Here is a 22767-nt window from a genome sequence, read left to right on the forward strand (position 1 = left end):
GCAGGGTTGACTAACTGATTTGATGGCCGGGTAAAAGGAATATTCAATGACAGCACCCCAATGGCTGATGGTGATTATTTTTCTGGCCACCCTGTTTGGCCTGATCAAATACCAGCAAAAACCTGAGCGTGTTTTTGCCTGCGCCACCTTATTGTGTCTGGCGACCTCTTTTGTTTCTACCGATGATATCCTGGCGAACGCCGTTAATCCCGGGTTAGTGACGCTGATCTTGCTGGTGTTATGCTCTTTTGTTTTTGAACGCAGCAGCGTGTTGCGCCATCTGGCCGTGTTGATTTTTAACGGCTCTAAAATCAAATCTGTGGTGCGCACGTTATTTTTCAGTGCTTTTGCTTCGGCGCTCATGAGTAATACCGCGGTGGTGGCCAGTTTGATCAGCACCATCAAAAACAATAAGGTGATCAATCCGGGTAAACTGCTGCTGCCGTTATCTTATGCGGCAATTTTAGGCGGTACCCTCACCCTGGTGGGCACCTCAACCAATTTGATCGTCAACAGTATGCTGATAGAGCAAAATCACCCCGGGCTGGATTTTTTTGATTTTACCCTGATAGGCGCTGCTGCGCTGCTGCTTTGTCTCGGGGTTATTTTTGTGCGCCTAAGAAGCCTGCCGGATATGGATGTCTCCCGTTTAGAGGGACAAAACTATATGGTGGAAGCGGAGGTGACACCGCAATCAGCACTGGTAGGGAAATCCGTGGAAGAAAACGGTTTGCGCCACCTGGATTCCCTGTTTTTGGTGGAAGTGATCCGCTGCGGCCGGCTGATTTCGCCGGTAACGCCGGAAGAAGTGCTGCAGGGAGAGGATAAGTTGATTTTCAGCGGTGATATTTCCAAAGTACTTACCCTGCAACAGTTTGACGGTTTAACCTTATTTGCCCAGCAGGACGGTCTGCTGCGGGATAATCTCACCGAAGTGCTGATCAAACCCGATGCTGCGGTAGTCGGTAAAAGTTTAAAAACCGCCGGTTTTCGCGCCCGTTTTGATGCCGCCGTGGTGGCGATTCGCCGTGAAGGTGGCGCCCTGTCCGGCAAACTGGGGGATATAGTGATCCAGCCGGGGGATTTCCTGGTGCTGGCAGTTGGTAAGGATTTCAGTGCCCGAAGCAACCTCTCCAAGAATTTCTTTATTATCTCGGGCCACAAACCCGATGATATGTTGCATGGCTGGCGTAATAAACTTGCGGTTTTTGGTTTTCTCGGGGCCATTACCGTCTCGGTTTCTACTGCGATTTCCCTGTTAGAGTGTTTGCTGTTTTATGTGGCACTGCTGATTTTTACCGGCTGTTTAACCATCAATGAAATCAAGCGCCGCTTCCCGCTGGAAATCTGGTTGATTGTGCTCAGTGCCCTAACCTTAGCCAAGGCGCTGGAAAACAGCGGCGTCTCACTGGTCATTGCCGGTGGCTTTGAGCAGCTGTTGTTGGGCTCAAGCATTTATATCGCCTTTATTGCCGTTTTTGTCATGACTTTAGTGATCACCGAAACCGTGACCAATAATGCCGCAGCGGCCTTGGTTTTCCCCATTGCCTACAACATGGCATTGGGCCTGGGTGTCAGCCCGTTGCCGTTTGTGATGGCGGTGGCTTTTGCCGCCAGCGGCAGTTTTATCAGTCCTTACGGTTACCAGACCAATGTCATGGTTTACAGCGCGGGTAATTATAAGTTATCGGACGTGGTAAAATTCGGCATTCCGGTATCCCTGACCTATAGCGTGATCGTGTTATTGATGATCCCGCTAATTTATCCCTTTTAACCCCAAGTAACAGACTTTTTAGCAACAGGTTTTTATGAAAACAGAAAATACCGTGTGGCATGACCAACACATCAGTAAAACGCAGCGCGCTGAATTAAAGCAGCAAAAACCTTGTTTACTCTGGTATACCGGCTTAAGCGGCTCGGGTAAGTCGACCATTGCTAATGCCGTCGATGCCTTGTTATTTCAGCGGGGTTGCCATACCTATTTGCTTGACGGCGACAATGTTCGTCACGGCTTAAACGGCGATTTAGGCTTTAGCGATGATGACAGGGTGGAAAATATCCGCCGTATCAGTGAAGTGGCAAAACTTTTTACCGATGCCGGTTTGATTGTCTCTACCGCCTTTATCTCGCCTTTTGCCGCGGACCGGGCCATGGCGGCAGAAAAGTTAGCACCGGGGGAGTTCATCGAAGTGTATATCGATACCCCTATCAGTGTTTGTGAGCAAAGAGACCCTAAAGGTTTGTATAAAAAAGCCAGGGCCGGTGAGATTAAAGATTTCACCGGCATCGACTCCGCTTATGATGTGCCCGAGGCGCCGGCTATCCATGTCAAAACCGCCGAGTTATCCGTGCTTGAATGTGCACAGCAGATAGTCGATTATCTGCTTGAACATGATTTCGTAAAATAGGAAAGGGACGTTATGCATTTTGATGTTTTTAACGGTGATGCCGACGGCATTATCGCTTTGGTTCAGCTGCGCCTGGCACAGCCGAAAGAATCACAGCTGATCACAGGTGTTAAACGTGATATCAGTTTACTGAAACAGGTCAGGGCACAGGAGGCTGAATCCGCCACTGTGCTTGATATTTCTCTGGAGAAAAACAGCGAGGCTTTACAGAGCTTGTTGGCGCACGGGGTCGAGGTGTTATATGTGGACCATCACAGGGCCGGCGACATCCCCCGGGATGACAAGCTTAAAACCATTATCAACACAGATGCCAACACTTGTACCAGCTTGCTGGTCAATGAGCTGCTGAAAGGGAAGTATGTCAACTGGGCCATTGCCGCCGCTTTCGGCGATAATATGAAAGCCGCTGCCCGTGCCCTGGCACAAGAGGTGGGTTTGCCGAAAGCGCAGCAGGATTTGCTTGAAGCGCTGGGTATTTATATTAACTACAACGGCTATGGCCGCGATCTGGACGATTTGCATTTTCATCCCGCCGAGTTATTTAAACTGCTGGTGAAATACACAGATCCGCTTGAGTTGATTGCTGACAGTAATTCTGTTTTTGCCACCCTGCAAAGCGCCTATCAGCAGGATATGGCTAAGGCAGAGTCTGCCCGGGTATTATTTGATGGCCCGAGCTGTAAAGTGGTCTTGCTTGCCGATGAAGCCTGGGCCCGTCGGGTCAGCGGCGTGTTTGGCAATGAGCTGGCCAATGCTTCCCCGGATAAGGCACATGCGGTATTAACCCTTAATGCCGATCTCAGTTATACCGTCAGCGTCAGGGCGCCGCTTAATAATAAGCAGGGGGCCGATAACATTTGTGTGCAATTTCCCACCGGAGGCGGCCGTGCGGCGGCGGCGGGGATCAATCATTTACCGCAAGAAAAACTTGAAGCTTTTATCGAGGCAGTGTCAAAATACTATTTAGCATAAAGTTAATACGTTAGAATATTATATTCTGACAAGTGCATTTTTTGATACAAGCGCTGACAAGCATCCCTGATAAGACAAAGGATAATTATGAGTCTGTTAATTACTGGCGGCACCGGATATATCGGCAGCCATACCGTGGTAGAACTCCTCAATACCGGCAAAGATATTGTGATCGTCGATAATTTATCGAATTCGTCGACCCTGGTACTGGAGCGTATCAGCGAAATTACCGGTAAGTCGGTGACTTTTATAAAAGCGGATATCTGCGACCGTGATGCCATGGAGCAGGTGTTCGAGCAGCATGATATCGAGGCGGTGATCCACTTTGCCGGTTTAAAAGCCGTGGGCGAGTCCAGTGAAATTCCGCTGAGCTATTATCATAATAATGTCAGCGGCTCGCTGGTATTATTTGAGACCATGGCAAAACACCAGGTGAAAAACCTGGTGTTCAGCTCTTCCGCCACCGTTTATGGCGAAGGCAATGTTTCGCCGCTGGATGAAACCATGGCCACTTCCGCCACTAACCCTTATGGCCAGACCAAGCTGATGGTGGAGCATATTCTTTTTGATCTGGCAAAAAGCGATCCAGAGTGGTCTATCGCCTGTCTGCGCTACTTTAATCCTATCGGCGCCCATGAAAGCGGCAAGATAGGGGAAAACCCTAACGGTATCCCTAATAATTTACTGCCTTATGTCGCCCAGGTGGCGATCGGCCGTTTGCCGCAACTGCAGATTTTCGGTGATGACTATGATACCGCTGACGGCACCGGAGTCAGGGATTATATCCATGTTGTTGACCTGGCGCTAGGGCATGTTAAAGCGCTGGGGAAGCTCAGTGATATCAGTGGCTGCCAGCCGATCAACCTGGGAACCGGTAACGGCACCTCAGTACTGGAAATCGTCAACACCTTTAAAAAGGTCAGCGGCCGGGATATTCCTTATGCGATCGTACCCAGAAGGGCGGGAGATCTGGCAACGGTTTATGCCGATGCCAGTGTTGCCAAAGCATTGCTGAACTGGCAGGCTACGCGGGATATGCATACCATGATCACCGATACCTGGCGCTGGCAGTCACAAAACCCTAATGGTTTTGCCGATTAGCCGCTGATGTTTCTAGCCCTGCTTGACGGCAGAGATAAAAAAGCGCGGTGAGTCCCGCGCTTTTTTGTTATTTTTCCTTAATCTTCTCAACAATAACCTCCTGCCGGGATTGGCATCCCTTTTCAGGTATTACTATTATAAATAAATGACTTAGCTATTGATGCCTGGCGATGCCGTCTGTACAACTCGTGGATAAAAAAATTCTGATCACCGCAGCGGCCAGTGACCTTGGCAGGCACTTGACGCAATATTATTTAACCCGGGGAGCTGAAGTCATCTCACTGGATATGGCGGTTGAGCCGTTGCAGGAGCTGAAACAGGCTTATTCCGGTTTAACCTGTATTCCCTGCGATATTACTCAAAGTAAAGAAATAAGCGCGGCATTTGCGCAAATAGAGCGGCAGTTTGGTTATGCCGATGTGCTGATCAACAATGCTTCAATAACACACAACGAACCCCTGTTTTGTTTTTTCAGGCAAGGGGACAGGAAACACCATCTTGATGCCTGGCAAAGCGTGCTGGATATCAACTTAACCGCCCCTTTTGTTATTTCTGGTTATTTTGTTGAGTTGCTGGCGGCAAAAAGTAACCCCGGGGTGATTGTTAATATCAGCTCGGCTTTTCCTTCACAGGGAGGCAAGGGAGGGCAAAGTGCTTATGCCGCAAGTAAAGCCGGACTGCATGCCTTAAGCAAAAGCTGGAGCCGGGAGCTAAGGCCCCTGGGGATCAGGGTGGTATCAATAGCCCCGGATGATATTAATTTTATTGTTGACGAGGCTAAAAATAGCGTAACGAAAGAAACAGCCTTAAGGACACTGGCCGGCAAAGAGGCGGTTCTTGATTTGGTAAATCTGGCGATAAACCATGAGCTGATGAACGGGAAAGTGATTGATTTGGGTGATTCAGCAGGGGCCTGACTTTCGGTCAGGGGTTTACTTGCTTAACAGGAGCCCCGGCTCCTGTTAAGCATGGTATTTAGCTTTCTACCTGTATCGTTTGCTCATCGGCCCACACCAGGGCGTCGTGATAGCACTGGATCACTTTGTCTTTATTGAGACCAAGCTCAGTAAGTTCTTCGGAAATTTCATTCCATTGGGCGTGTTCGATAAAACTGACAATTCTCAGCAGGGAGGCCAGGGTGCCTTTACCTACTAATAAGGTATCTTTGATCTCCTGGGCCAGCGGCAGCTTTTCCAGGATACTGGCAAGATCTTCGTCTAAGATGGCATCTATCATAGACAGTAAGCCGGTGAGGAAGGCGATGGAGATATCGACATTTTCTCTGGCTTCATTGGCCATCAATTCACAAAACTTTGCCCGGGTCATGGAGACATTGATCAGTTCGCTCGGTTTGTCGGGATTGACATTTACGGCAAACATCAAGCCGATAAAACGTTTCAGCTCACTGGAGCCGAGGATCACCAAAGCCTGTTTGATGGTGGAGATCTCACTGCGACGCCTGAAAATAGCAGAGTTGGCATAACGCAACAGCTTATATGACAACGAGATATCGCGCTCAAAAACCGAGGTGATGCTGGCAAGGTCGAGCTCGGGTTTAGAAGTTTCATATAAGAGCTCGGCCATGGCTACCTGGGAAGGGGACAGGTTCTTGCTTTTCACCATTTCCGGCTTGGAGAAGAAAAAGCCCTGGAACAGCTCGAAGCCGTGTTCCAAAGCCTCGTTATATTGCTCGTAAGATTCCACTTTTTCAGCCAGCAGCTGGATATGTGGATAGGCACTGATGGCCTGTTGAATAACCTTGACTTCATCAAAAGAGGTTTTATGTAAATCGATTTTGATGATTTTGACAAAAGGATAAAAATGCTGCCAGACCTTCTGGTGTTCATAGTCATCGAGTGCCAGGATATAGCCTTTATCAAAAAGCTCTTTGCACAGGGCCAGTAATTTTTTGCCGGGTTTGACGGTTTCCAGAATTTCCACCACCACTTCATCCGGGGTCAGCATGGCAGGATAACCTTTGCTCATGGTTTCCAGGGTGAAATTGATAAAGGCGGGTTTATTGCCGGTAAACTCACTGATGCCGAGATTAAATTGGCTGGCTTCGATCATTTTACTGGTGGCAATATCCCCGTCTACTTCGGGGAATACATTGTCTATACTGTCTCGGAACAATAACTCATAAGCGAAGAGATTTTTATTTTTGTCCAGAATGGGCTGTCTGGCCGCATAAAAGTACATAGAATAGGGGTCCTCGGTAACAATTAGCCGCTTAACCCTGGATTACCTTTAGTTTGTAAGGTTTATCAGGCGGCTGGCTCAGGCTATATTCAGGAATTAAAGTCACTATAATTTAATCCCTGCAATATAGCCATTACTTTGTGACTCCGCTGCTCAAGAGGGCTTATTTTTTCTCCAGTAAAGCCCGGTAAACCCGCTCGCTGCCTTGTTCCTGCTCAGGAAACAGCAGGCTGAACAGGTAACCGCAGAACAATGCGCTGATAAAGCCAGGGACAATTTCATATAAATCAAAAAGTCCGCCGCTGAGCTGTTTCCATAACACCACTGTTAACGCTCCGGAAACAATGGCCGCCAGTGCCCCGATGCGGGTAAATTTAGACCAGAACAGGGCCAGTAGCATGGTAGGACCGAAAGCGGCGCCAAAACCGGCCCAGGCGTAGCTGACAAGTCCTAGGACAGTACTTTGCGGATCTGTGGCTATAAACGCCGCCAACAGGGCGATCAGCAGCAGGGACAAGCGCGACAGCCATACCAGTTTTTGCTCGCTTGGTTTGCCTTTGCTGAGTTGTTTATAAAAATCTTCGACGATGACACTTGAACACACCAGTAATTGCGAGTCTATGGTACTCATGATCGCAGATAAGATCGCAGCGATTAAAATGCCGGCCACCCAAGGATTGAGCAGGACATGGGCCAGCTGGATAAAGACGGTTTCGCTGTTCTCAAGCGGCGCCTCGATAAAGTAGGCCATGCCGACCACACCCACCGCCAGTGCCCCTACCAGGGAAATCACCATCCAGGCCATGGCAATATTGCGGGATTTTGGAATATCGGCGACCGAACGGATGGCCATAAAACGCGATAAAATATGGGGCTGACCGAAATAACCCAGTCCCCAGGCCATCAGTGAGCAAAAGCCGAGCCAGCTAAAGTTTTTGAAAAAGTCATCATAGTGGGGATCTGCCTGCTGTAAGATCTGCTGAGTTTGTTCTATGCCGCCCAATTCATTAAGGGTCACTACAGGTAAAATCACCAGAGCAAGTAACATCAAACAGCCCTGAAAAAAATCGGTCCAGCTTACCGCCAGAAAACCGCCGAGAAAGGTATAGGAGACTATGACTACAGTGCCGATCAGCAGGGCGTTTTGATAGTCGATGGCGAAGACTTTCTCAAACAAGATGGCGCCGCCGACCAGGCCGGAAGAAACATAAAAGGTAAAAAACACTAAAATGGTCAGGGCGGAGATAAAACGCAGGATATTGGATTTATCGTCAAAGCGTTTGGCGAAAAAGTCCGGCATGGTTAAGGCGTCATCGGCATGTTCGCTAAAGTGCCTGAGCCTGGGAGCCACCAGCAACCAGTTTAGCCAGGCGCCAAACACCAGACCTACCCCGATCCAGACTTCACTGACCCCGGACAAATAAATGGCCCCGGGTAAACCTAGCAATAGCCAGCCGCTCATATCCGATGCGCCGACGCTCAGCGCCGTGACCGCAGGCCCCAGTTGTCTGCCGCCTAAGATATAATCGCTTAAGGTATTGGTGGCCTTAAAGGCCAGGTAGCCAATGAGCAAAGTGGTTAATAAATAAGAAATAAAAGTGATCAGGGTAGGGAGTGAAAACGCCATGCGGTAGCAAGTCCATTGTTATCAGTTATTATCATTTTGGCGATATGCTAGCAAGAGAGACTGACTTGGGCCAGCTTAAGCTGATAATATTTTTGATTAAATAAAGTCAAAACTAAAAGGGAAGGGGATATTGCAACGGCTTTACCTGTGAAAGCCGTTGCTGGGTATTCGTCGTTAAATCGACCAGCTGACATTGTCCTTGATATCTTCTTGCCACTGCTCGATAGGCTCGTTCTTATCGCCGATAACAATCACATTATTGTCATGCATCAATAAGGTTTTGCCATTGAAGTTCTCGTCATTGAAGTCTTCAATAAATTCAAGTTCTTCATGATTAGGTACTATCAGTACCGTAACCGGGCTGGATTTTCCCTGGAATACCAGGTGCAAACTTTTCACCCCTTGAAAAGGGCAAAACTGTGCGGAAATCAGTTCGCCAAAGCCCTGCTCAAAGCTGCCATTAAAAGTTGCCATCTTATCGTTGAGCGCCGCCAGGGAGACCCTGACTTGATCATCGTTGCTGAACTTGCCTTCTTCATGGTAAACATGGGCTAATGCGTATTCACCCAAGGTTGAATAAGGGGTGGAATACTGCATAAAATTAAAGGTTAGGCCCAGGGCAAAGGCTACGGATGCCGCCATCGCCAGTTGTATCCGGTTTTTTCGCTTTTGCTGCCTGTGACTGTCCAGGGTCTGGCGCAAAATGAGCTTATCGTATAAGTCATCCGGCACCGGCACTTTCATTGCTTGCGCCAGCTTGTCGTCCAGGGCTTCTATATCCCTGACAAACTGCTGCTTAGTCGGATCGCCGTCAATTGCTTCCTGCATTGCTTCATCCCGGGATTTAGGATCTGCATATATACTGCGTCTAAATTGCAAATCATCCATTGTACTGACCTCGTTGTATCGGTTCGTTATCCAGCGCGTCTTTTAACTGGTTACGCGCTCTGAACAGGCGTGTCATAACGGTGTTTTTATTTAAGTCCAGCATCTTGGCAATATCGTCACCGCTAAAACCGCCGATGACCTGCAATACCAAGGGCTCCCGGTACTCTTCCGGCAGCTGGGCTATTTTCTCCCTGAGCCAGTGATTTTCAATTTCCTGTTCACTGCCAACCGCTTGGTTATCGGCAATGGTCACTTCTTCATAATCCGCCATATCTAAACGTTTACGTTCGAAGCGTCTGGCATTTTCCCGTCTTAAAATTGTGATCAACCATGACTTGGCTGCTTTTTCATCTTTTAATGAATCAAGGGCCCGCCATGCACGTAAAAAAGTTTCCTGTACTAAGTCTTCAGCTACCTGTTTATCATGACATAACCAATAGGCATATCGGTATAAATCTGTGTGCAGGGCTTTAACCAGTGCTTCGTATCGAATTTGTTTAGTCGCCATGTTGTTAGAGACCTGATCGCGATCAGATTTATTTCGAAATAATTTTTTAATCATAAATCTTTTTAATCTCTATAAGCTAAGATATTGATAGGCAAGCTAAAATAGATAGCTTGCCCTTGTATGCTGACACTATTATATCTCTTTTACTGGCGAGTTAGCTGTCATCTGCCGCCTTGTCGCTGCCTTTTATCTCTTTTATCTCTCTTGATATTTATCATGGATTTAAGGCAATAGCGACCTCGGCTGTCTTTTTCGATTGCTTTTTATTGATGTTGACCAGGATGGTTAACAGCTTTTTCCCCTGCCAGGCAGGCAGGCTTGCTGTTGTTTTGGCGTGTTCTCTGCTCTGCTCTTTACCATGGCCCTTACCGTAGTAATGGTGCTGGAGTTCATTGATCACTTCGGTAAAATCTTGACGGTCGATCACCTTGATCACTTCATCCAGGGTGGAGACCTTTTTGCGCCCGGTACTGAAATTATGTTTGCCGCTGTTAATCCAGGCGGGTAACAGGCTGATCACCTGTTCGCCGTTATTTTGCTTACAGGCGGCCATTAACGCCAGGTAGGGGTCGACATGTTTAACCGGCTCACTGCCTGCTCCCTGTGTTTGCTGTTGTCTTTTCCCCCGGGCGCTGACGAACCAGGCCAAGGAGGTTAACAGCCACAAGGCCATAAACAGCCAGGTTAACCAGGAATGCTCTTTTACGGTCACGGTTTGCACTTCCTGTCCCAGGGGAGCGACATTATCGCCTTGGGGCATTGCAAAAGGCGCGTTATTTGCTGTTTGTACCCCGGGTAATACTTCAATTTCCTGCGCCGCTATGGTGCTGGTTTCATAGCGGTTGGTGACGGTATTCCACCAGGGAATAGAAATTTCCGGCAAGGTATATTTGCCGGGTTTGCTGGCCACCAGGGCAAAGTTCCTGACTTTCTGGCTCACCAGGCGGTCTTTATTTAAACTGGTATGCAGCTCTGCCTGGTCCGGATAGACTTTTAATCCCGGTGGCATCTCCATGGCAAGCTCGGGTAACTGCTCTTCCGATAAACCGGCGGCAGTCAGGGTAACGGTGCGGGTGATCGGCTCGCCGACGGTAAATTTCGTCAGTTCAGGCTGCCATTCCTGATGCAGGGTTAACAGCTCGCTCGGCAGCCATTGTCCCTGGAATGTATCCGGCACCGGGCGGACATTGAGGGAAATGCTCTCTCCCATCACAGAGACCGGCTTGGTTTCTGAAAAGCTGAAAAAGCTCGAGCGGCGGCGGCTATTGGCCATCACTTCACCGGAAAATACCGGGGCGGCAATCACAAAGTCACCACTTTGCTGCGGGGTAATGGCATAGGTACGCTCAATCACCCGGTAGCGACGGCCGTTGATGATGCTTTCGCTTTCGCCGTCTTTACCCACTTGCTGGATATTGGCGCCTTCGAGCTCCGGCTCGCTTAACGTGCCGCGTTTTAATTCGGTGCTAAAGTGCAATTTAACCGACATGGTAACCAGCTGCTGCACATAAACATCATTGTTTGACACTTCTGCGGTGATGAAAATGTCCTGCTGGTTGTTGCCTGCTTTGGCGCTTGATGCCGGCACCACCTCCAGGTTAATGGCCTGGGTTTGCGTCGAGCCCACCGTCAGCGGCGGGATAGTGACATTGCCCGCTTTACGGGCGAATAATACCGTGGTCCAGGTGGTGCTGTAGGAGGTTTTAAAGTTCACCATGCTGGTTTGCGAACTGACCGAGGTGCGCCCGACGATAAAGTCTTTTTGCAGCGGTGTCGTGTCCAGGGCATTGCTGCCGACATCTTCATTGGCCACCACTGAGAGTACAAAAGACTCATTGAGCATAACAGGGTTTTTATCTACGCTGGCACTAACCTGTGGCGCGGCCATCGCGGCCTGTGAAAGCAAAAGGCCTATCAAACATAAAATTGCTTTTACCACTTTTTCTTAACTCCTGCTGGCGTACCGTTCTGGCGGCGTTTTTGATACTCAATCTGCATTTTGTTGCGCAGTAACAAATAAGGGTCATCCGTAACCTTATTCAATAATTGCTGATGTTTTTGCTCGGTTTCCTGATCGGCTTTTTCCTGGGCTAACCTGGCCTGTTGCTGCTCGGGTGTTTCTTCTCCCTGCTCTTGCTCGGCCTCTCGCTGTTTGGCTTCCTGCTCGGCTTTTTCACGCTCAGCCTGCTCTTGCTCCGCCTGTGATTGCTGCTCTTGTTTTTCCTGCTCAGACTGCTGATCTTGTCCCTGCTGCTGGTCGTTTTGCTCTTGTTGTTTTTCCTGCTCCGACTGCTGGCCTTGTTGCTGGTCGCTTTGCTGCTGTTCATCATTCTGCTGCTGCGACTGCTGATCCTGACCTTGCTGTTGTTGCTGCTGCGAGTCTTGACCTTCTTGCTCCTGGTCCTGATTTTCCTGGTCCTTGTTTTGTTGATCCTGATTTTGCTGCTGTTGTTGTTCCTGCTGCTTTTTCAACTCTTCGATCAGTTGCTTGTTTTTTTGCGCATCAATCAGCTCGGGATCTTTTTCCAGCGCCTGCTCATAGGCTTTGAGGGCCTCATCAAACTTTTGCATTTTCGCCAGGGTATTGCCCTTATTGTACAGGGCATCGGCGCTGTCGAACTTTTCAAACGCTTCCAGGGCTTTTTCATAGTCGCCCGCTTTATAGTGGGCGCTGCCCGCCCATAGGGGGTCCTGAAAGTTCTTGGCTGCCTGGGAATAGTTTTGCTGGTTAAACTGCTGTTGTGCCTGCTGATCTTTGGTTTTCCACAGGTCCTGCCACTCCAGTGCATAAGCCTGCTGGTTTGGCATCAGCAAGAAGGTTAACGGCAACAGGGCAACTACCGTGCCGCGGCGGAAATACCCCAGTAACAGGGGTAAAAGTAATAACAGCAGGTAAGGACCCGCTTCCTGCCACTGGTCTCCCAGGTTTTGCGACTCGCCTTCTTCCTTATCGGACTCCATGCCCGGAGGCAGGGTGATCAGGGCATTGATGTCGGCGTTGTCATTGGTGATGGTGCGGTAAGTGCCGCGCCCTTTACTGGCCAGGCCGTATAAACGTTTCTCATTGGTTCTTGGCACGACAATCGCGCCGGAATCATCTTTCATCAACTCGCCGCTGGGTAAAGTGATCGGCGCACCTGCGCTGCTGCCGACCCCTAAAATATTCAGGCGGTGGGGGAAGCTGCGGCTCCAGTCATTGATATCTTCAATATCCTCAAAGTCTATGCCGTCGGTAAACCAGTAGATATCTCCCTCGAGATGACCGGCATTGCTCAGCATTTCATGGGCCAGGGTTAATGCCGCCAGCGGGTTACTGCCTAGCTCAGGCATGATCTCCGGACTGATGGCGGGCAATAACAACTTAATGTTATTGATGTCTTCCGTTAACGGGCTGATGGTAAAGGCATCCCCGGCATAGGCGATCAGGCCGATTTCGCCTTCGTTTAGGCTGTCGAGTAAATCGCTGGCCTTATATCTTGACCGGGTTAAACGGTTTGGCGCCAAATCGGTACTGTACATGGAATAAGACATATCCATGAGCAGCACAGAGCCGCGTTCTACCTGATATACCGGCTGCGGTAGTTTTTGCCAGGTTGGCCCGGCCAGGGCCAGTATGCCCAAAGTGCCGATAATAAAAGGCAGGGTCAGGGATAAAGGTTTACTTTTTTGCGTGCCGTTAATCAGTACCTTGGCCAGGTGGCCGGGTAAAAACTGCTGCCAGCCGGAATGGGCGACCGACATGCGCTTTAACAGCCATAACACTAATAATAAGGCAAAAAATGCCAGCAGGGCCCAGGGGCGGATAAAATGAAAATCTGCCATGGAATTATCCCCTCTGCCAGATGTGGCTCGGGCGGTTGAGCCAGATTAAATATAAAAACGCCAGCAGCATCGCCGCCGCTAACGGGAACTGGAACAGGGCGGACAGAGGTCTCATTTGCTGGTGATCCTGCTCTACCGGCTCTAATTGATCCAGCAACTGGTAAATGGCCGCCATCGACTGGCTGTCGCGGGCACGGAAATAGCGGCCGCCGGTTTCTTTAGCCAGTTTCTGTAAGGTGCCTTCATCGAGCTCGCTCGACGGGTTTACCTGACGGGTGCCAAACAGGGATTTTTGCAGCATGACATCGGCGCCTATGCCTATGGTATAGATAGTAATATCTTTGGCGATGGCAAGCTCCAGCGATTGCTCGGGAGAAATTTTTCCGGCGGTGTTCTGGCCGTCAGTTAACAGCAGCAATACCCGGTTGGACTCTTTCTTTTCATCAAAACGTTTTACCGCCAGGGCGATGGCATCGCCAATGGCGGTTTTTTTGCCCACCAGGCCCAATACCGTTTCATCGAGCATTTGTTTGACGGTTTTACGGTCAAAGGTCATCGGGGTTTGCATATAGGCGTCGTCGCCAAATAAAATCAGACCGAGACGATCGCCAACCCTGTCGTCGATAAAATCCCCCAGCAGCACTTTTAGCATTTCCAGGCGGTTCATGGTTCGGCCGTTCAGGTTCATGTCTTCAACCTGCATACTGCCGGATAAATCCACGGCTATCATCATTTCCCGGCCTTCGGTGGGAATGTCTATTGCTTCTCCCAGCCATTGCGGCCGGCTTACCGCCAGCACAACCAAACACCAGATAAGCGATAAAATGATTAACGGCGCCCGGTTTCTATGTTCGACCTGAGCGCTGGTGGTTAAGCCGGAAACTAAAATGGGCATTTTTAACGCGGCGGTAGTCGCCTTGTTTTTCGCCGGTAGCCAATAAACTAAAAGGGGTAAGGGCAGGGCCAGTAACAGCCATGGCCATTGAAAATGGATCATGCCGGCTCTCCTTGTTTTTGATATTTACTGGTGTCGGTGACTTCAGCAGGTGCGGCTGTTTTGTTTGTGTTTTTATCTGTACTCACCTTAGCCGACCCTTTATTTTTCTCTGAGTTGTCGGTTTTGTTTTTCTTGGCGGGTTTTTTCGGCGGCAGCGCCTTTTTCAACCATAAAATCGCCGCCTGGCTCAGGGCGATATTGCTGTCGTCGCTGGCATCTTTTTGATAAAGGTGATCAAAGGCATCGCCGCATTGCTCTGTGAACGCCTGTTGGTGTTTTTCCGGTAACTGCTCGGTTAAAAACTGCTGGAATTGACGGCCAAATAAACTGGCGCTGCTCTTCCTTGGGAAATAGGTCATAGTCGTCCATTTTAAAATGGCAATGATTTGCGCATTATTGGGAATGGGTGACTGATTCAGCTGGCGCAGGGCAAAGCGTTTTTGCTTGTTCAAACGCCAGGTTTTTACCGCTTTATAAAGCACAATGGCGGTTAAAATGCTGACTAAAATCAGCAATATCCACCAGCCGGGGGCAAGCGGGTAGTTATGCACCTGCTGGGGTAAATGTATGTCTTGTAATTGGGCTAGCGGGTCCAAGTGCTGACTCCGTTTTTAAGCTGAAATTCCAATGTTTTGTCGGCACCGAAGGTTAAAATCCGGGCGCCGGCCTTGCTGATAAAGTTTTGCCGCTCTTCGCGCATGGCTTCTGCCTTCTGTTGATACAGATCTGCGGTGCGCTTATCCCCTAAGGTCAGCTGCTGATCTTGTCTGCCGTCGGTGATGGCAACATTAAACCTGTGTTTGCTTTCGGGCAGATGATGTTCCAGCGGATCTGTGATCTGGCATACCACCAGTTCGCAGTGGCGGCTGATTTGCGACAAATGGCGTATCGCTTCTTTGCTGAGCAGATAACCGTCGGTGATCAAATACACTAAAGAGCCGGGACGGGCAAGCTGGCGCAAGCGGGCGCAGTTTTGCTCAAAAGCTGTGGTGCTCATTTGGTTAGCCGGAGGCTGCCCGGCACTTTGTTCACTACTTTGCTGGTGGATCTGGGTCAGTGCATGCAGGTAATGTAAGACACCGGCCTGGCGGCTGCGGGGTTTTAATTCCTGGTGCTGCTGGTTGTTAAAGACAATACCGCCGATGCGGTCGCCGCGGCCTTTGGCGTGCCAGGCCACTAATGATGCCAGGTGCGCCGCCTGTACCGATTTAAACAGCAATTGGCTGCCAAAAAGCATGCTGGCGCTAAGGTCGGTGGCGATCAGGACCGGGCGTTCGATTTCCTCGCGAAATAACTTGGTATGGGTTTTACCGGTACGGGCGGTGACCCGCCAGTCGATGGCGCGGATATCATCACCTGTCTGGTAATGGCGCACCTCGTCAAACTCCATGCCCCGGCCTTTGCTGCGGGCCAGGTAATTGCCGGACATGCGTCCGTGTAAATTTTTATTGGCTGCCAAATCTATCAAAGAGGTTTTTGTCTGGTACTGGAGTAACTCTTCGATAGACAAACCAACGCCGCTTGCCATGATGCTGTGCAAGACCTGGGCGGCGTCGATTTTCTGCGTTTGTTTGGTTGATTTACTAAACCACATATTTAAACCATTTATCACTCGTTGTTAATTGCATAAGCCCGGACCTTTACCTGTTTCAGGTGTGCCCGGGCTGTTTTTTGCTGTTCTATCCTTGTTTGCTTATCTAGGTTAAGCCAAACAACAGCACTGCCAAATAACAGCTCGGGCTAACCGACAGCCACTAAGCTTAACAAGTGATCCAATAACTGGTTGGTGGTAATGCCTTCCGCTTCTGCCTGGTAGGTCAGCAGGATGCGGTGACGCAAGACATTATGAAATACCGCCTGGACATCTTCCGGGCTGACAAAATCACGACCGTTTAACCAGGCACGGGCGCGGGCACAGCGGTCCAGGGCTATGGTTGCTCGCGGGCTTGCGCCGTAGGCCAGCCACTGCTTGAGTTTGTCGTCATATTTTTCCGGCGCTCGGGTGGCCATGATCAAATCCACCAGGTATTTTTCCAGCGAAGGCGCCATATGGATATTCAGCACCTCTTCACGGGCGGCAAAAATATCTGCCTGGCTCAAGACTTCAAGGGATTTTTTCGCCTGCTTTAACGCTTCACCGCGGTTAAGTTTTAAAATTTCCAGCTCGCTTGCCGCATCCGGGTAATCAATTTCCAGGTGCATTAAAAAGCGGTCAAGTTGTGCTTCCGGCAGCGGATAGGTACCTTCCTGTTCAATCGGGTTCTGGGTTGCCATGACCAGGAACAGCTCCGGCAGCGGGTAGGTTTTTCTGCCGACGGTGATCTGGCCTTCCGCCATGGCTTCTAATAATGCCGACTGTACTTTAGCCGGGGCACGGTTGATTTCATCCGCCAGCACCAGGTTACGGAATAATGGACCTGCCTGGAAAACAAAGCTGCCGTCTTCGGGACGATAAATATCGGTGCCGGTTAAATCCGCCGGCAATAAATCCGGAGTAAATTGAATACGGTGGAAGTCGGCTTCCAGGCCTTCGGCCAGGGCATTGACCGCACGGGTTTTTGCCAGGCCCGGAGGACCTTCAACAATAAGATGGCCGTCGGCCAATAAGGCGATCAGTAAGTTTTCAACGAGGGCCTGCTGGCCGATGATCTGCTGCGATAAATGTTCTTTTAGTGAAGAAAATTGTGTAATTGCCATATTTATAATTATCTAATTGTTCAATTGATTCGATTGTCTTTTACGACGTTTGTCTTTAACTGCACTGCTTTAGCGCCTGTCTTAATGACACCTGTGTTGATATATGGTTCCCTATTTAAAAAACAAGCACCAGCGTAAAGTTGTAACTATTTTTAACAAACTTAAGCGGTCATTGTACCTATTTTTACTGGCCCGGGTATTTTATTTATGCTTTTCTTCTGCCGGTTTACCGCGCTTTTCGCTGTCGATGGTTTTTCAATGATTGAATTATTCTCATAGTTCGTTAAAATCAGGGGTAATATTTAGAGGTCTGACCTCTTGGTCGGGCAGTCAGCTTTACCTACCCTGTTATTTTATGTGGTGAAAGAGTACACAATATTCCGGTACTCCTGATAAGGTATGGGTAGGGATAAATCAGTCGGGGAATAAGATGTCAAAAACAAATACACTGACAACAGCAAAGGGCGAACGTATTGCTATTGTTGCAGGTTTAAGAACACCTTTCGCAAAACAGGCAACGGCCTTTCACGGGGTGCCAGCGGTTGACTTAGGTAAAATGGTAGTCAACGAGTTATTACAAAAACACGAAGTTGACCCAACCATTATCGACCAGCTGGTTTTCGGTCAGGTAGTACAAATGCCGGAAGCGCCGAACATTGCCCGGGAAATTGTGTTAGGCACCGGCATGAATGTACACACCGACGCCTACAGTGTTTCCCGCGCCTGCGCCACCAGTTTCCAGTCTACCGCCAACGTGGCGGAGTCTATTATGGCGGGGATCAGTGATGTCGGTATCGCCGGCGGCGCTGATTCTTCTTCTGTGGCGCCTGTGGGCGTATCGAAAAAACTTGCCAGAACCTTAGTCGATATGACTAAGGCGAAAACCTTTGGCCAGAAGTTTGGTTTAATCCGTCAGCTGGGATTAAAAGACTTATTGCCTGTTTCTCCGGCGGTTGCAGAATATTCTACCGGTATCTCTATGGGACAAACGGCGGAGCAGATGGCGAAAACCTACCAAATCTCCCGCGCCGATCAGGATGAGCTGGCCCACAGATCTCATACCCTGGCCGCGAAAAACTGGAAAGAAGGCAATCTGGCGGGTGAAGTGATGACCGCGCACCCTGAGCCGCACAAAACCTTTATCGACCAGGACAACTGTTTCCGCGAAAACTCGACCCTGGAAGGTTACGCCAAACTCAGACCGGTATTTGACCGCAAGCACGGCTCGGTAACCGCTGCCAATAGTACGCCGTTAACCGACGGCGGCGCCGCGGTACTGATGATGCGCGAAGGCCGTGCCAAAGAACTGGGTTACAAGCCGTTAGGTTATATTAAAAGCTTTGCCTTTGCCGCCATCGATGTATGGCAGGACATGCTGATGGGGCCAAGCCACGCGACGCCGCTGGCGTTAAAACGTGCCGGTATGGAACTGGCGGATCTGGATTTGATCGAAATGCACGAAGCCTTTGCCGCTCAGGCATTGGCCAATATGAAAATGTTTGCCAGCGACAAATTTGCCAGAGAGCATTTGTCACACCTGCGCGATAAAGCTATCGGTGAGATCGACATGAGCAAGTTCAACGTGATGGGCGGCTCTATTGCCTACGGTCACCCGTTTGCCGCTACCGGTGCGCGCTTGATCACCCAAACTTTGAATGAATTAAACCGCCGCGGCGGTGGTGTTGGCCTGACAACCGCCTGTGCGGCCGGTGGTTTAGGTGCTGCTATGATATTGGAGACGGACTAATGACCCAGATGAACGAAGTAACAGAAGTTACCGAGGTAAGTGAGATGACTGAAGAAACAACCAGCAGTAGCGCGAGTGCCTTTACTTTGGTGCGTCAGGAAAACGGCCTGGCCCATTTAGTCATGGACGTGGTCGGCGACACCATGAACACCCTCAAAGCTGAATTTAGCGAGCAGGTTGCCGAAGTATTACAGGAAATTAAAGGCGATAAAGATATTAAAGGCATAGTACTGCTAAGCGGTAAGAAAGACTCTTTTGTTGCCGGTGCCGACATTAACATGCTTAACGCCTGTCAAACCGCAGAAGAAGCCACGGTGTTATCCCGCCAGGGACAAATGCTGTTCGACCAGCTGGAAAAAATGGATATTCCGGTAATTGCCGCAATTAACGGTCCGTGTTTAGGCGGCGGCTTGGAGCTGGCCATGGCTTGTCATGCCCGGGTATGTACCGACAGCCCGAAAACCGCTTTAGGTTTGCCTGAAGTGCAGCTTGGATTGTTGCCGGGCAGCGGCGGTACCCAACGCTTACCAAAACTGGTAGGTATTCAAAAAGCATTGGACATGATGTTAACCGGCAAACAGCTAAGAGCAAAACAGGCATTAAAAGCCGGTTTGGTTAACGACATGGTGCCGGAAAGTATTTTGATCCGCACCGCAGAAGAAATGGCGCTAGCGGGCAAGCCTAAAGCCAAAAAGCGCAAGATGTCGACCATGGACAAATTGCTTGAAGGCAACAGCTTTGGCCGCAATATCGTATTCAAGCAGGCGGCGAAAACCGTACTCGCAAAAACCAAGGGCAAATACCCTGCGCCACTGAAAATTATCGACTGTGTGAAAACCGGCTGTGAGCAGTCTCCGGCCCAAGGTTACCAGGTAGAAGCCAATCACTTTGGTGAGCTGGTGAAAACCCCTGAGTCGGCCCAGCTGAGAAATATTTTCTTTGCCACCACAGACATGAAAAAAGAGCAGGGCGTTGCCGGTGTTGAGCCGGAAAAAGTCGCCAAAGCCGGTGTACTCGGCGGCGGCTTGATGGGCGGTGGTATCGCCTTTGTTACCGCCACCAAAGCCAAGGTGCCGGTACGTATTAAAGACATCAGCCATAAAGGCATTAATCACGCGCTGAAATACGGCTATGACCTGTTAAACAAAAAAGTAAAACGCCGCTTTATGATGCACAGCGAAATGCAAAAGCAAATGTCATCTATTACCGGCACGGTAGACTACAGCGGTTTTAACGACTTGGATATTGTTGTTGAAGCGGTATTTGAAGACTTGGCCCTGAAGCAAAAAATGGTCGCCGATGTGGAAGAATTCTGTAAACCGACCACTATTTTTGCCAGTAACACTTCCAGCTTGCCTATCGGGCAAATTGCCGCCAAAGCGGCGCGTCCGGAAAACGTGATTGGTCTGCATTACTTCTCACCGGTAGATAAAATGCCGCTGGCGGAAATTATTGCCCATGAAGGTACTTCCGACCAAACCATCTCCACGACCGTAGCCTTTGCCAAGAAACAGGGGAAAACCCCGATTGTGGTTAAAGATAAAGCCGGTTTTTATGTGAACCGTATTTTGGCGCCCTATATGAACGAAGCCGCCAATTTGCTGCTTGAAGGCGAGTCTATCGAAAAACTGGATAAGACTTTAGTGAACTTTGGTTTCCCGGTTGGCCCGATGCAGTTGCTTGATGAAGTCGGTATCGACATTGGCGCTAAAATCGGTCCTATCCTGCAGGCAGAATTAGGCGACCGTTTCACGACACCTCCTGCCTTTGACAAATTATTGGCGGATGGTCGTTTAGGTAAGAAAGCGTCAAAAGGTTTCTACCTGTACGGTAAAAAAGTGAAGAAGAAGCAGGTAGACGAAAGCATCTACAAAGTGCTGAACATCACCCCGCAAGGCCGTTTGTCTGACGATGAAATCAGCCAGCGCTGCGTATATATGATGTTGAACGAAGCGGTAAGGTGTTTAGACGAAGGCATAGTACGTAATGCCCGTGACGGCGATATTGGTGCCATCTTCGGCATAGGTTTCCCGCCGTTTTTGGGCGGGCCGTTCCGTTATCTTGACCAGGTAGGCGCAGCCAATGTGGTGAGCCAGTTAAACCGCTGGGCAGCTCAGCATGGCGAACGCTTCAAGCCGTGCGATGCCCTGGTGAAAATGGCCGAAGAAGGCCGTACCTGCTACGAATAATTGCCGGGCAGGTTAGCGCCGGGTTAAGCCCGGCCTGAAGATTAAATAATGTTGGCAATGCCGTATGGTTTGCCAACATTTTTTTGCTTGGTGTTAAAGTTCGCTGCTGGGCGAAGGCTCAATTCAATTTGGTTTGGGGAGTGACCACAATGCCGTCCTGAATCATACCGATAACGGTATTAATATCGACATCGCTGAGGAAAGATTTGAACTTCATGGCCTTATATAATAACTCTTCGCCATATCGCTCTTCCACTTCGCCAATTGCAGCCTGAAAGGCTAAAATGGCTTCCCAGCCCGAACCGGATGTCTTAACGGCTTCTGCAAAGAGCTGATAGATCTCACCGGCAACTAACTCTACTAACTTTTCATCTTGAGCCATAATTTCCCTTGCTTTTTACTCCATGATCTTTCGCTCGTTATTCTTGCATAAATAAATTGTTAGTTGCCAGCAAACTGAGCAACAAATATAAATAGATTGAGTTAGCGGAAATAATTTACCGCCTGTTTTCCGGAAGTAGGCAATTTTTTGCCTCCTGTATTTCTGCCGTTTTCCTCCTGTGGTTTGATCATTCAAGTTATTTTAACTTTATATTTATTAACCAGTAATTGATTGCTTTATCATCAGGTGGAAGTTTGCTATATTACGTCGCCTGAAGTTAGTAGTAGGATGTTTTGTAGTGTTGTTACTTACCGGATTGATTGGTTTTATTTCTGCGTTATTCTTTTATTGCCAGGCGCTGGCAAGCGGTTTGGGCCGCAAGCGTTGGGCCTTTGCGGGTTTGGTATTCGGGCCTTTTATCTGGCCGATGTTTTGTATGAAAAAAAGAATGAAAACCAACCGTAAGTTTGGCTTTGGCGGTTTGATTTTCCGCGCCTGATATTTGACAGCTAGCGTTTTTGCGTGGGAGCTTTAGCTAGGGCCTTGTAACTGCGTAAAATGCTGTATGAGGGGGAATGTCGGTTTAGTCATCTATAACTATGATTTTGGCCTGATAAGGCTCTTAAACGGCTTTCTCCTTGTTTATTACGACATTCCCATTAATTATTTTTCACTTATCCTTCCTTTGTATGTTGTAAATGCTTATCTCCACCAGGTATTGGCGGGCATTTCTTTTATCTCGATGCTGGCGGCTATGGCATTTTCTTTAATTTGATAGTTGAACAGAGCTTTAAGTAATTTGATCATACTCGTCTCCTAGATTCTTACAGAGCGGCGGCCTGTTTCAGTCATCTTTAACTTATTCATTTTAGATGCTGTTATTTTATCATTTTTGCTTTGCTTACTTACGATGGCTCCTACTGGGCCATTATTAACTTTCATCTCTTCTTGTGTAGAAACTTCGATATGGTCACTGGGAGTTGAAGTTGAAATAAACAAAGATAATAAAATTGAATTAAGCATAATTTTCCTGGTAGCTGCTAGTAGTTTAATAAACTTAATTAAGCAAGTAATAGACCAAAAATATATGTATTAATTTTTGAACGAATTGGGGGAGTAATAGCCAGAAAACATTCGTTAATGACTTAGCTAGGAAGGAAGAGAGTTATTTTAGTTAGTACAGAACAAAGTTTAGCTGTTTAGAAAACGTATAGGTGTCACTGTTTTGAC

General features: G+C 48.8%; 20 protein-coding genes. 8 read left to right on the forward strand and 12 right to left on the reverse strand.

Annotated features, from left to right (window positions below; genetic code table 11):
- Positions 1-46: 46 nt before the first annotated feature.
- The 5 genes from QL234_RS04475 to QL234_RS04495 all read left to right on the forward strand — a co-directional run bounded on the left by QL234_RS04475 (position 47) and on the right by QL234_RS04495 (position 5398).
- Positions 47-1774, forward strand: a complete 1728-nt coding sequence (locus QL234_RS04475; protein ID WP_281556637.1) for an SLC13 family permease — start codon at positions 47-49, stop codon at positions 1772-1774.
- A gap of 34 nt (positions 1775-1808) precedes the next feature.
- Positions 1809-2408: an adenylyl-sulfate kinase gene (gene cysC, locus QL234_RS04480; protein WP_281556638.1), complete on the forward strand. Its 600-nt coding sequence runs from the start codon at positions 1809-1811 to the stop codon at positions 2406-2408.
- A gap of 12 nt (positions 2409-2420) precedes the next feature.
- A complete protein-coding gene (locus tag QL234_RS04485) occupies positions 2421-3380 on the forward strand; it encodes a DHH family phosphoesterase (RefSeq protein WP_281556639.1) in 960 nt (319 codons plus the stop codon).
- An 87-nt stretch (positions 3381-3467) separates the two neighbouring features.
- On the forward strand, positions 3468-4481 hold the full coding sequence (gene galE / locus QL234_RS04490; protein WP_281556640.1) for a UDP-glucose 4-epimerase GalE: 1014 nt from the start codon (positions 3468-3470) through the stop codon (positions 4479-4481).
- Between the two features lie 188 nt (positions 4482-4669).
- On the forward strand, positions 4670-5398 hold the full coding sequence (locus tag QL234_RS04495) for an SDR family NAD(P)-dependent oxidoreductase (RefSeq protein WP_281556641.1): 729 nt from the start codon (positions 4670-4672) through the stop codon (positions 5396-5398).
- Positions 5399-5456: 58 nt separating this feature from the next.
- Here the strand turns inward: QL234_RS04495 and QL234_RS04500 are convergent, their stop codons facing one another.
- From QL234_RS04500 to QL234_RS04545, 10 genes are all read right to left on the reverse strand, one after another.
- Positions 5457-6680 carry an HDOD domain-containing protein gene (locus QL234_RS04500; RefSeq protein ID WP_281556642.1) on the reverse strand — a complete coding sequence of 408 codons (1224 nt, stop codon included), beginning with the start codon at positions 6678-6680 and terminating at the stop codon, positions 5457-5459.
- A 163-nt stretch (positions 6681-6843) separates the two neighbouring features.
- Complete coding sequence (gene putP, locus QL234_RS04505) at positions 6844-8307, reverse strand: sodium/proline symporter PutP (RefSeq protein ID WP_281556643.1); 1464 nt, start codon at positions 8305-8307, stop codon at positions 6844-6846.
- Between the two features lie 174 nt (positions 8308-8481).
- Positions 8482-9195 carry a DUF3379 family protein gene (locus QL234_RS04510; protein ID WP_281556644.1) on the reverse strand — a complete coding sequence of 238 codons (714 nt, stop codon included), beginning with the start codon at positions 9193-9195 and terminating at the stop codon, positions 8482-8484.
- Entirely contained in the window at positions 9188-9703 is a 516-nt protein-coding gene (locus QL234_RS04515) for a sigma-70 family RNA polymerase sigma factor (RefSeq protein ID WP_044830921.1), read from the reverse strand. The genes QL234_RS04510 and QL234_RS04515 overlap by 8 nt, the downstream gene beginning before the upstream one ends.
- Positions 9704-9917: 214 nt before the next feature.
- The gene (locus tag QL234_RS04520; RefSeq protein WP_281556645.1) at positions 9918-11642 is read right to left on the reverse strand and encodes a BatD family protein; all 1725 of its coding nucleotides are present in this window, start codon (positions 11640-11642) and stop codon (positions 9918-9920) included.
- Positions 11636-13525, reverse strand: a complete 1890-nt coding sequence (locus QL234_RS04525) for a VWA domain-containing protein (RefSeq protein ID WP_281556646.1) — start codon at positions 13523-13525, stop codon at positions 11636-11638. The genes QL234_RS04520 and QL234_RS04525 overlap by 7 nt, the downstream gene beginning before the upstream one ends.
- 4 nt (positions 13526-13529) lie before the next feature.
- Complete coding sequence (locus QL234_RS04530) at positions 13530-14522, reverse strand: VWA domain-containing protein (protein ID WP_281556647.1); 993 nt, start codon at positions 14520-14522, stop codon at positions 13530-13532.
- Positions 14519-15118: a DUF4381 domain-containing protein gene (locus QL234_RS04535; protein WP_281556648.1), complete on the reverse strand. Its 600-nt coding sequence runs from the start codon at positions 15116-15118 to the stop codon at positions 14519-14521. Before QL234_RS04535 ends, QL234_RS04530 begins: the two co-directional genes overlap by 4 nt.
- Entirely contained in the window at positions 15106-16116 is a 1011-nt protein-coding gene (locus QL234_RS04540; protein WP_281556649.1) for a DUF58 domain-containing protein, read from the reverse strand. Before QL234_RS04540 ends, QL234_RS04535 begins: the two co-directional genes overlap by 13 nt.
- A gap of 146 nt (positions 16117-16262) precedes the next feature.
- Entirely contained in the window at positions 16263-17219 is a 957-nt protein-coding gene (locus QL234_RS04545) for a MoxR family ATPase (RefSeq protein ID WP_281556650.1), read from the reverse strand.
- A 430-nt stretch (positions 17220-17649) separates the two neighbouring features.
- On the opposite strand from QL234_RS04545, the gene fadI reads away from it, so the two are divergent.
- Entirely contained in the window at positions 17650-18966 is a 1317-nt protein-coding gene (fadI, locus tag QL234_RS04550; RefSeq protein ID WP_281556651.1) for an acetyl-CoA C-acyltransferase FadI, read from the forward strand.
- 44 nt (positions 18967-19010) lie between these two features.
- Positions 19011-21155, forward strand: a complete 2145-nt coding sequence (gene fadJ / locus QL234_RS04555; protein WP_281556953.1) for a fatty acid oxidation complex subunit alpha FadJ — start codon at positions 19011-19013, stop codon at positions 21153-21155.
- Positions 21156-21273: 118 nt separating this feature from the next.
- Here the strand turns inward: fadJ and QL234_RS04560 are convergent, their stop codons facing one another.
- Positions 21274-21537, reverse strand: a complete 264-nt coding sequence (locus QL234_RS04560) for a hypothetical protein (protein ID WP_281556652.1) — start codon at positions 21535-21537, stop codon at positions 21274-21276.
- 298 nt (positions 21538-21835) lie between these two features.
- Between QL234_RS04560 and QL234_RS04565 the strand changes: the two genes are divergently transcribed.
- Positions 21836-22036: a hypothetical protein gene (locus tag QL234_RS04565; protein ID WP_281556653.1), complete on the forward strand. Its 201-nt coding sequence runs from the start codon at positions 21836-21838 to the stop codon at positions 22034-22036.
- Between the two features lie 317 nt (positions 22037-22353).
- Here the strand turns inward: QL234_RS04565 and QL234_RS04570 are convergent, their stop codons facing one another.
- Complete coding sequence (locus QL234_RS04570) at positions 22354-22560, reverse strand: hypothetical protein (protein WP_281556654.1); 207 nt, start codon at positions 22558-22560, stop codon at positions 22354-22356.
- Between the last annotated feature and the right edge of the window lie 207 nt (positions 22561-22767).

This window comes from Thalassomonas sp. RHCl1, from assembly GCF_947387555.1.
GTDB lineage: Bacteria > Pseudomonadota > Gammaproteobacteria > Enterobacterales > Alteromonadaceae > Thalassomonas.